Here is an 11,538-nt window from a genome sequence, read left to right on the forward strand (position 1 = left end):
GTGCAGGCAATACCTTGCTCGTTATGGGCAATGACTAAAAAACAGATACTACAAAAGAAAACATGGGAGCTTGGGGAACAGCAATATCATCTAACGACACTCACGCTGACATTTACGGAGAGTTTTTCGACCTGTATAATGAAGGACTTAACGTAGCAGAAATTTCAAAGAAGTTAATTGTTGCTAATCAAGAAATAATTGACGATTCAGACGACTGTAATAACTTTTGGTTTGCTTTGGCAAAAGCACAATGGGAATGTAAACAACTCGACAAGGACATTTTCGACCGAGTAAAAAAAATTATTGAAACAGATGCAGACCTTGAAACATGGCGAAAACTTGACGCTGATGAAAAGGACATTAAAAAACGTAAAATAGTTCTTGAAAAATTTCTTGCTGATTTACAAACGGAAAGACCAAAACCAAAGTCAAGAAAAAAGAAAATCATTCGGCAACCAGTTTTTGAAAAAGGGGACTGTTTGACATTTAAACTTGTTAACGGAAATTATAGTGGCGCTGTTGTTTTAGAAGCAGTTAAGGACACTGAATATGGATACAATCTAATTGCTTCTACAAGAATAAATCAACCTGCCAAGCCGACAAAGAAAGATTTTGAAAACGCAGAAGTTCTGTTGCTTAATTATGCAAGTTGGGACAACAAGCAAAACGTAAGTTGGTATCTTCCTTTAAGGCATAAAGCAGTTGCACATTTAATTGAAAAGGTTGACAATATGGACGTGGAATTGAACTACGACCGAAATACTTCAATGTTAGGTGGAGTTGGTGATTTTGACATTTGGTTTATTGAAGTTGCCAATAAGCAATTTGAGTCGGAACAGACAAAGGAAAAACCGACAAGCAGAAAAAGTATAAATGAATTTACAAGGAATAAAAGTAAATGGAAATTTTGGTAAAAAGTGAGTTGAGTTACAATGTTTGACCTACCCTACTTGACCGAAAAGCGAAGAACGACGAGTGGCCACATCACTTGACACAAGATGGAATACCGCAGCAAGTAAACCTGCATTATTTGACCGCCATACCCTGACCTCACAGCGAAGAACTAAGCGAGTAGCTGGACAGTTTTGTAAGACATTTTGTCTTAACATAAAATAAGCCGACCTTGGAGCGATGATGGAGCGATGATGGAGCGATAGACTAAAAACAAGGGTTATATTTAACTGACAAAACGGCTTGAAATGTAGAAAAGACCGTACCCAATTGACAACCTCTGAGGTTGACAAATGCCCATAACATCCGTATTTGCGATATGGCTGGCTTGACCCAACAAAATCGGCTTTTAGTCCTTCTTTAAACTTTTGTTCCGGCTGACCATACAATATTGGGCAGTAGGTTATATATTTGAACTTTAGGAGTAGGTATTTGGCATTAGTTATCGGCTGACCCAGCGCTATTTTCAGCCACATCCGCAAATACCGACTCGTTGTAGGCAATTTTCACGGACACCCTAAGCCTACTTGTACACCTTAATTTTTAAAATGGAATGCTATTTATCCAATTTACAGGACTTTCTGGCGTGGGAAAAACTACACTGGCATATTTAGTTAAAGAGAAATTACTTTCAAAAGGATATAAAGTTGAAGTTATTGATGGTGATGAATTTAGAAAGCACTTATGTAAAGACCTTACATTTTCTAAAGAAGACCGTGAAGAAAACATTAGAAGATTAGGTATTGTATCGAATATATTAGCTAAGAACGGAATAATCACTTTGATGGCAGCCATTAATCCTCATGAAACAATTAGAAAAGAAATTAAAGAATATGGTAATCACGTTAAAACTGTCTGGATTAATTGTGAACTTAATGCTCTAATTCTAAGAGACACCAAAGGATTATATAAAAGAGCGATGTTGCCAAGCGGTCACCCAAATAAACTTAATAATTTAACAGGAATTAACGACACTTACGATATACCTCTAACTTATGACATTCTTATTGATACTACCAATAATTCAGAAGCCACCTGTACAACGATGTTAATAGATTTTATTTTGCTTCAAATTAATAGCATTTAAGATGGATAAAATTGGAATAGACTTGGGCAATGTTATCATAGACCATGTGGGATTTGGTACAACTTCAGAATATTTTGCTACTGGTGATTACAACCTAATTCCACCAGTAAAGGACTCTTTGTTTGCTCTATCACAACTGAATAAAAATAAATTTAAAAACAACGTTTTTGTAATTTATAATGCAACTGATATTGCGGACAATAAAATTATTTCTTGGTTAGATAGTCATAATTTCTTTTACATAACAGGAATAGAAGCAAATAAAGTTATAAGAAGTAAAAAAGGGAGAGACAAATTACAAGCATGCATTGAAAATGAGATAAATTACTTTGTAGATGATAGACTTGAAGTTCTAGGAAATCTTCACCCCCATATACAAAATTTATTTTTATTGGGTGGTCAATCTGAAGAAATACTGGAATTTCAGGAAATTATTAAAAAAGTAAACGTAGTATCAGATTGGGATAGTCTCTTAAAACAACTTTAATGAGTACAGTAGAAACAAATCAAAAAGTAAATATGCCAATTGATTTGCAGTATAAAGACGGACAGTTTTATATTGTAATTTTAAAAACAGCAAGGCGATATTATTTTGACCCCTTTTTCTTGGATTCTTTAAAGGCTCTATATAACATTTCATTAAAAAAAGAAACTGAAGAAGAAAATAATAAACTGGTAAAGTCTTTAGATTACTCCACTTCAAACCATGCTATAGAAACTTGGACAATTGAAAAATTTACAGATGAATATTCAACTTCAGTACCACAAAATAAACTTCTTTTTGTTTTTCATATTTCAAGGTGTGGAAGTACACTTATTTCACAGATATTAAGTGACAGTAAAAAGTTCTTTGTTATTTCGGAACCACCAATAATCAATAAAATTCTTGACCCAAAATCAGGTTTATCTAAACAAATATTTTCCAAATTACTAATTGCATCAATGAACTGTATTAATAGTTCTGCTCCTGAAAAGTCGAAAGACACAGTTATAAAATTTAGGAGTTGGAATACTATTTACTTAAAAGAAATAACTGAACTTTTTCCAACTGCACCATGGATATTTGTACATAGAAAGGGTAGCGAAGTTCTAGCTTCAACTTTGCAAAAGCCGCCAGGTTGGCTAAGGTCGCAAAAAACATATGCAGAATTTTACTCTAAAATCCTTACTTTAGAAACACCTTACATAATAGAATGCGGAAGAGAGGAATTTGTAACAAGGCTTCTTGGATATTTTTGCAAGTTGGCATACTCAAACCAAAGTGAAAAAAGCTATTTTCTTGATTATAGAAATTTAATTGATAATCTTTTTGATACTCTTAAATACGCTATTGATTACGAACCTAATGATAAAGAAAAGGAAAAAATGAATGAAACAATAGGCATTTATTCTAAAGACCCTAATAAAAAAATAAAATTCACAAATGATTCTGAATTAAAAAACAGCTCACTAAGTATTCTTCAATTGAATCTCACAGAGCAGTTTACAGAATCCGAAAGATATAAACTACTAAATAGAGCCGATTATGAAAATTGATTTCTTTGCAGATATGGTTGCCCCTTCTTCATTGCCATTTGAAATAGTTGAAAGAAAAGGTAATGGGCATCCTGATACACTTGCAGACCATTTAGCTGAAAAATTATCAATTGCTTATAGTAAGCAAACAAAAAAAGAGCAGGGCTTAATATTAAGACACCAATTTGATAAACTTTTATTAATGGGGGGAAGATGTAACGTTTCATATGGAAAAGGAAATTTCATATCACCTATACGCCTTGTTCTCAATGGCAGGGTGACACAGTCTTTTGGAGAAACAAAAATTAATTATAGAGATTTGATTTATTCGGAGTGTGAATTATTTTTAGAACAGGAGTTACAAAATTTTAAGTTCTCAAAGGACTGCAAGGTTATTTTTGAAACAACTTCTAACAGTACAAGAGGGCTAATAGATAATTCAGGGACTTCGTCTATAAATTACCGCTTCAGCCCCAGAAGTACAAACTATTTACCTGAATTTAAAAGACCAATAGCTAATGACACGGCACTTGGCTTTGGATTTGCTCCATTTACAGCCCTTGAAAATCTTGTATTAGAAATTGAGCAAACGCTTACCTCTCACCAGTTTCAAAATAAGTATCCTTGGATTGGAACAGACATAAAAATCATGGGATATAGAATTAATGAACGAGTTGAAATTACATTAGCAATTCCTCAAATAAGTACTGAAGTAAAATCACTAATTGAATATCAAGAAAACATCAATTTGCTAAAGGAATTAATATTTAACATTTCTTCCTCTTACAAACAATTTGAAATATCCATTTTTGTAAATCCCTCTGACAATCCCTCAGAAGAAGTTGTCTATTTGAGATATACAGGCTCTTGTATTGAATCAGGTGACGAAGGTGCAGTAGCTAGGAGAAATCGTATTGGAGGAGTAATTTCTGCTTGCCGACCGTACAGTATTGAAGGAATAAATGGGAAAAACCCATCCTATCATGCAGGGAAAATTTATTCCGCTGCTGCTTGGGAAATCGCATCAAAAATATGGATTGAATTGGAAGTCGCATGTGAAGTATTTATCCTTAGCCAAATTGACCGACCATTAGATGACCCATGGCAAATTTTTATCAAAACAAATGATAAAGTTGACAATACTAAGGCTTCAAGGATTGCAGAAGAAATTCTATCCAATCTTTCATCAGTGACAAATAGATTTCTTGACGGGTTTTATACGCTAACATAAAGTCATATTTTAACATGCCTTCATTGCAGGGCTTCGACAAAACTGCCTACAACATCCGTATTTGCGATATGGCTGGCTTGACGGAACACATTCGGCTTTTAGTCCTTTTTTTAGCTTTTGTTCCGGCTGACCCTACAATATTGGGCAGTAGGTTATATATTTGAACTTTAAGAGCACGTATTTTGCTTTTGTTATCGGCTGACCCGGCGCTATTTTCAGCCACATCAGCAAATACCGACTCGTTGGCTGCTAGTTTAGAAAAAAAACACTATGACTGTAAAAGACTATCAAGACGGGAAATTGATTATTTTATCTAAAGCCTTAGACAGTAAAGCTAAAATTCTTAACTTATTTTATTTTCTAAATTTTTTCATTGGAGGACTTTTTATTTTTTTAGTTTTATTTAACATAGGAAATGACTCTATCGGATTACTTTTTTTTCTTTTCATTATCAGTGTTATTTTATTGATCGTGGCTTATAGGTTTATTAATAAATCATTACAATCTGAGAGATTATTTATTAATAAGACGACACTTAAAATATTTAGAAATGGCTTACTGCCAGGTGTAGAAAGTGCATATGACATAAGTTTAATTTCAAAATTCAAACATCTTGACAAACCAGAAATTACTCAACATCCATTAGCAGGACAATCATATGATTATTTAGGTTTTCAAACTGAACAGCAAGTTATTAACGAAATGCACGGAGATAATAGAATTTCTTTTGAGTACGAAAACAAAACCATAACATTTGGTGAGAATATTTACAGTTGGCATTTTGAAGAATTAGAACTTTTGCTTTATGACATAACTGGAAATGATTTTAGATACACAGACGAATTTGAAAAGACTTTTAATGAAGATTGAGAAAACCAGCAGCCAACATTAGGTTTGGCATTATTGGGGCTTGACGAATATTGCCTCAACATTTGTTCTTTATTGTACTTCAGTTCGGGCTTGACGTTATAAATTTGGCTTATGAATAAAACATCAGCAATATTGCAATTATTGGGCTTTGGTTATGGGCTGACGGAATTCTAATTCCCCAACAACGCCAAGCCTTTACTCGTTAGCTGCCATTTTCTCGGACCACTTTTGCAACTTTCGGGGACAAACAAAACACATTTGCACTATATAGTACATGGTAAATAGGACACAGCAAAACAGGTTGGACAAACCCAAACAGTAGACAAAAGCAACTTGGCAAAACCTGCGGCCACAACCTGACCAGGCACTTCGGGGAACAAAAATCTTTCACAGGTTGACACAGCTTGCGGCTTGACAAAGCCCCCTCCGTCGCTAATGTCCCCAACCTATATGGGGGAATTTTGGGATGCTCATGGGGGAAATATACCCCCATATAGGATTTTACTTTTGGACTACCGCCGACTGTAGACTAATTTACAGCAGTTTAGCAACAGACGGACTTGGCAACCTAAAAAGAATCATTTTTAATACATGATAAATCATCATTGATACACGATAAATACACATTGATACACAATAAATCATCATTAAATCACCATTAAATCACTGTAAAACCTTCGTCAATAATGAATAAAACAACTGTATATCAATGAGTTACATCAAATAATCAACCTGAAAAATTAAAAATTGTGAAAATAACCCTGAAAAGAACACAAAAGGAGGCTTTAGGCTTTCAAAAAGTTTTACTTTTCCATAAATCTTGTGGCTTGACAAAGGTCGTTCACAGCTGGACACAGGCTTTTGGTTGACAAAGACCGCTCACAGGTGGATACCGTTTGGGGTTTGACAAAACACAAAATGGGACACCCCGCAGACAAAACGGCTACCAACATCTGTATTTGCGATATGGCTGGCTTGACGGAACTCACTCGGCTTTTAGTCTTTTCTTTAAACTTTTGTTCCGGCTGACCGTACAATATTGGGCAGTAGGTTATATATTTGAACTTTAAGAGCAGGTATTTGGCTTTTGCTATCGGCTGACCCAGCGCTATTTTCAGCCACATCAGCAAATACCGACTCGTTGTACGTCACCCTAAACGACAACCTGCAAGCATTTAATCATCCATGACTTTGCCGACACGACCCCTCGCTATTTTTAGCACATTGCAAGGCACACAAAGCCCCGACACAAAGCCAACCTTGCAAAGAGCTAAAAATGCCAACGCACAGCCCGCCCACCCCAGCGGACGAATATCTATCAACATTTGTTCGACACATCAGCAATGTATCTTTAATCAACACCAAAGCCCACCCACCACCCAGCAGACACAACTCTTATCGGCTTGACCTTTAAACATCAACTAATATCATTCATCAACAACCCACAATCTGTTAATAACTTTTCGTGGACAAAATACGCCCATGAAACTTTCATTAGCTACATTTGGACAAAATACGTCCTAAAATGCCAACGGTTAAAAAGAGTATCTCAACAATAGGAGAACAACTAAGAACATTGAGAGAGAATGCAAATCTTTCATTAAGGGAAGTCGCCAGTAACATTGGTATTGACACCTCTTTGCTTGGCAAAATAGAACGTAACGAAAGACAACCAACAAAAGAGCAAATTAAACAGGTCGCAACTTTTTTTAAAGTCAATGAAAAACAACTTATTAAGGAAATGCTTAGCGACCAGTTTGCATATAAGATAATTGAGGAAGAAGCAGACCTTGACACATTAAAAGTTGCAGAAGAAAAAGTTGAATACTTAAAGAAACATAAATGAGCGATAATAACGACTTAAGAGAATTAACAAATTGGGCTAACCCTCTTGCTGACAAAGAAAAGGTCACACTTGCCGAATATATGGAAACATATAAAAGCCGAATAACTCAAGACAGCGAAAGGCTTTTTGTAAGTGATTTCCTATTCCCATTACTTGGAGAGGAAAACATTAAATATGTTATTCCTCAATATCCTTTTCTTGATTCAGAAGGAAGAACAAGAAGAATAGATTTTGTTTTAGTGAAAGGAGATAAAAAGATTGCTTTAGAAGTTAATGGCGAAACCTATCATGGAGAGGGTGTAATTGCAAAAGAAGTTTATGACGATAATCTTAATAGACAAAATGAAATTTTAAGTTCTGGTTATTTTCTTTTACGATATTCTTATTCACAATTACAACACCCAACCTGGAGAAAGCAAGTAAGTGAAAGTATCAGACGACTTGTTTACAGAACATTTCCTGAAATCTTAGCCGAAGGATTAATTGAACCTAATCATCTGCAACAACAAGCATTAAATGATTTAGACGTAAGAAGAAATGTCGGCTGGAAAAAAGGAATTGTTGTTTTACCAACTGGCACAGGCAAAACCTTTCTTTCTGCGTTTGATACTAAAAAGGTTACTGGAAAAATACTTTTTATTGTACATAGGCTCGATATTCTAAGTCAATCAAAAGAAGCATTTGAAAAAGTTTACCCAAAAGAAACTTTAGGATTGCTCACAGGCGAAGTAAAGGAAAATGTTAATGCCCGTATTCTTTTTGCCTCAAAAGACACATTAAGGAATCCAGAAACTTTGTACAAATTCAAAGCCGATGAATTTGATTACATAATTGTTGACGAAGTACATCATGTAGAGGCTCAATCATATAAAATTATAGTAGATTATTTCCAAGCTAATTTCTTTATGCTTGGCTTAACAGCCACGCCGGACAGGATGGATAGGAAAGATATTTTTGAATTATTCGATTATCAAAAAGTATTTGAGTTTACATTAAATGAGGCTATAGAAAAAGGATTTTTAGTTCCCTATAACTATTATGGATTAAAAGACAACATTGATTATTCTCAAATAAGATACAGAGGAAACAAGTATAATGTAGCCGACCTTGACAGGCATTTAATTATCAAGGAAAGAAACGAGCAAATCTTAAAAGAGTATTTAGAGAAAGGTAAAAGCTATAAAGCTGTTGGCTTTTGTGCCTCAATAAAACATGCCAATGCAATGGCGAAATTCTTTAATGAAAATGGAATTCCTTCTCATGCAATAACAGCTGAAACACCCAACAGAGATGAACTTATAAAGCAATTTAGAGAAAGCAAGTTTACAGTAGCATTTACTGTTGACTTATTTAATGAAGGTGTTGATTTCCCTGATTTAAGAGTACTACTTTTTCTTAGACCAACAGAATCAAAAACTGTTTTTATACAGCAACTCGGAAGGGGTTTACGCCTTTGCAATGGCAAAGAGAATGTTGTCATTCTCGACTTCATCAGCAACTATGAAAAGGCTGGTAAAATAAGGGAGTATTTGGCTAAAGGAAAAGACGAACAGAAAAATGCCAAAGGCAGAATTGAAAAAGTTGTTTATGAATACTCTCCAAACTGTGAAGTTCATTTTGACGCAGCAGTAGAGCAAATCCTCGATAATCAGGACAGAGCAGCAAGAGAAATTACTAAAGAAGATTTAATTGATGCTTACTATACATTAGCAGAAACACTTGGACACAAACCAACACAACAAGAAATTAACGACCAAGGCGAATTTAAAATAGCAAAGTATCTTTCCGTGTTTGGCTCTTGGGTACGATTCTTAAGAGAGATTGGAGAATTTACGGAAGCAAGTTATCATTTCCCAAAAGGCGTACATCTTGGACACATAATGTACATTCTAAAAACATTACTTGATGGAAATTTAAAGAGGACACACCTTGACGAAAAATATATCAGGCTTAGAGGCAATCTTGGGGAGGACAGATTAGGTGCTTTTCAACGCCAAACAAAGTACAAATTACAAGGTCTGATGGAACTCGGACTAATTGTGGATGACCGAAAAATAGGTGCTGATATAGATTACAAACTTAAATTAACGCCAAAAGGAAAGCAATTTGCTGAAGCCTTAAAACCTGTTTTAAAAAATCTTGACTTATCCTTCAAAAAGAAAGAAGGAAATGTTCCTTCTTGGGAAATGAATACTCAACCTTCCGAGTTTAATGAAGCCTTAAAAACTTTTGTAAATAAAAATACTGCTGGAGGATTATTTATTACCGCTACCTTCTTAGAAATGCACGCAGTAGGTTTAATGCTCAATTATCTTTACAGAGTTGAACGCAAAAAGACAATTACAAAAAGAAGTATCTATGACGGCTTCTTTAAAGCATCATTTGTAGCAACATATTGCGACCAGAATGGAATTGAAACAGCAACCGTAAGCGGTGCAGAGCATCGTTGCCCGTTCCTTCTAAATATTCTTGAATCACTTGGCATTATTGAACAAGAAACAAGTTCTATCGAACTACAACAGTTTATTTTATCAAAACAAACTATTCAGTTGAAACCCAAAGAAACTGAAAAGGAAATATTAGATAGAATTACTCAAATCGAAAAATCACCTACTAAAATTTCAGCGGAAGAAACTTCTCTATTAAAAGAAGCATTTGGAAAGGACTTCCTTACTAAAAAGTATTTCTTAACTAATTTCAAAATCGTTAAATAAAATGGCAAACAAATCACACTTTAATTCAGGACATATTGCTATGAACAAACTCAAAAAAAATGGAGTTTCTCACAGCAGCCATATTGAATCACAATTGCCAGAAAAAACTTATCATGGTTTGTTTACCGAGGATGCAGTAACCTTTTTAAAGAAACTTCCTGATTCATCTGTACAGCTTATTTTAGTTGACCCACCTTATAATATTGACTTAGCATATTGGGATACTTTTGAAAATTATCTTGAATGGGCAAAGCAATGGTTAGACCAGATTTATCGTGTACTTTCTGACACAGGCAATTGTGTAATATTTGGTGGCTTCCAATATCAAGATTTAAAAAAGGGAGACCTTTTGGAAATCATGCACTACACGAGACATCATACTGATTTACGTTTTACAAACCTTGTAATTTGGTATTACAAAAATGGCATGAGTGCTCATCGTTTTTTTGCTAACAGACATGAAGAAGCAATTTGGCTTTCAAAAACTAATAAATACTTTTTTGATTTAGATTCAGTACGAGTTCCCTTTGACGAAGCAACAAAAGAGTTATATAAAAAGGATAAGCGATTGATTGCAGAGAATATTGACAAGGGAAAGAACCCAACAAATGTTTGGGAAATCGGCAGACTAAATGGCAATTCAGTTGAACGTGTTGGACACCCAACACAAAAACCTTTGGAACTAATTCGCAGATTTGTAAAAGGTCTTTCATATCCAGGTTCATTAGTCCTTGACTTCTTTGCAGGTTCTGGAACTACTGGAAGAGTTTGCATTGAAGAAAGTAGAAATTCTATACTTGTGGACAGCGACCCACAAATGTTAGAGTATTTCAAACTGCATACTAAAAGCATGAATGGTAGTTTTTTCTCTGCAGAGCATTGCATTAAAATAAATCCAGACCTCAATCAATTTTTAGAACTCGTTGAGGAAAAAGAAAAAGTCGAAGCCTAAAATAAGCCAACGCACCAAGTCAGGCACATTTGCAAGGCACACATAGCCGACACACAAAAGCCAACCTTGCAAAAGAGCCTGCCTTGTGCCAACGCACAAGTAACACTCTACGGTATGACACAGACCCACATTATAGATGACCACGGAGATAGGGCGAACGTACAACAGGGGGTTTGCCAAAATACGGGCTGACGAAAGTTATCTTCGGCTTTTTGTAATTCTATTGTGCTTCATATCGGGCTGGACATTATCTATTTGGCTTTTTGTTGTTATCTTCAAATTCAGTTTTTCAATCATCATCGGTACCGGGCTGACGGAATACTAATTCCCGTACTTCGGCAATCCCTGTCCGTTGGCAGTAATTTTTTGACA

The 11,538-nt window shown here is 35.1% G+C and carries 9 protein-coding genes; all 9 read left to right on the forward strand.

Going from position 1 to position 11,538, the window contains the following annotated elements; genetic code table 11:
- Positions 1–62 precede the first annotated feature (62 nt).
- The 9 genes from ACHFIY_RS18615 (at position 63) to ACHFIY_RS18655 (ending at position 11,166) form a co-directional block, all read left to right on the forward strand.
- Complete coding sequence (locus ACHFIY_RS18615; RefSeq protein WP_410847636.1) at positions 63–914, forward strand: hypothetical protein; 852 nt, start codon at positions 63–65, stop codon at positions 912–914.
- 590 nt (positions 915–1,504) lie between these two features.
- Positions 1,505–2,038 (forward strand): adenylyl-sulfate kinase, encoded by a 534-nt coding sequence (gene cysC / locus ACHFIY_RS18620; RefSeq protein WP_410847637.1) that lies wholly within the window; start codon positions 1,505–1,507, stop codon positions 2,036–2,038.
- Between the two features lies 1 nt (position 2,039).
- A complete protein-coding gene (locus tag ACHFIY_RS18625; protein ID WP_410847638.1) occupies positions 2,040–2,525 on the forward strand; it encodes a hypothetical protein in 486 nt (161 codons plus the stop codon).
- Positions 2,525–3,574, forward strand: a complete 1,050-nt coding sequence (locus ACHFIY_RS18630; RefSeq protein ID WP_410847639.1) for a hypothetical protein — start codon at positions 2,525–2,527, stop codon at positions 3,572–3,574. Before ACHFIY_RS18625 ends, ACHFIY_RS18630 begins: the two co-directional genes overlap by 1 nt.
- The gene (locus ACHFIY_RS18635) at positions 3,564–4,784 is read left to right on the forward strand and encodes a methionine adenosyltransferase (RefSeq protein ID WP_410847640.1); all 1,221 of its coding nucleotides are present in this window, start codon (positions 3,564–3,566) and stop codon (positions 4,782–4,784) included. Before ACHFIY_RS18630 ends, ACHFIY_RS18635 begins: the two co-directional genes overlap by 11 nt.
- Positions 4,785–5,054: 270 nt before the next feature.
- Positions 5,055–5,654 (forward strand): hypothetical protein, encoded by a 600-nt coding sequence (locus ACHFIY_RS18640; RefSeq protein WP_410847641.1) that lies wholly within the window; start codon positions 5,055–5,057, stop codon positions 5,652–5,654.
- Between the two features lie 1,525 nt (positions 5,655–7,179).
- Positions 7,180–7,500, forward strand: coding sequence for a helix-turn-helix domain-containing protein (locus tag ACHFIY_RS18645; RefSeq protein ID WP_410847642.1), 321 nt, complete (start codon positions 7,180–7,182; stop codon positions 7,498–7,500).
- Positions 7,497–10,214 (forward strand): DEAD/DEAH box helicase family protein, encoded by a 2,718-nt coding sequence (locus tag ACHFIY_RS18650; protein ID WP_410847643.1) that lies wholly within the window; start codon positions 7,497–7,499, stop codon positions 10,212–10,214. Before ACHFIY_RS18645 ends, ACHFIY_RS18650 begins: the two co-directional genes overlap by 4 nt.
- A gap of 1 nt (position 10,215) precedes the next feature.
- The gene (locus ACHFIY_RS18655; RefSeq protein WP_410847644.1) at positions 10,216–11,166 is read left to right on the forward strand and encodes a DNA-methyltransferase; all 951 of its coding nucleotides are present in this window, start codon (positions 10,216–10,218) and stop codon (positions 11,164–11,166) included.
- Positions 11,167–11,538: the final 372 nt, after the last annotated feature.

The sequence above is a fragment of the Parasediminibacterium schistidii genome, from assembly GCF_046546515.1.
In the GTDB taxonomy this organism is placed as follows: domain Bacteria; phylum Bacteroidota; class Bacteroidia; order Chitinophagales; family Chitinophagaceae; genus Parasediminibacterium.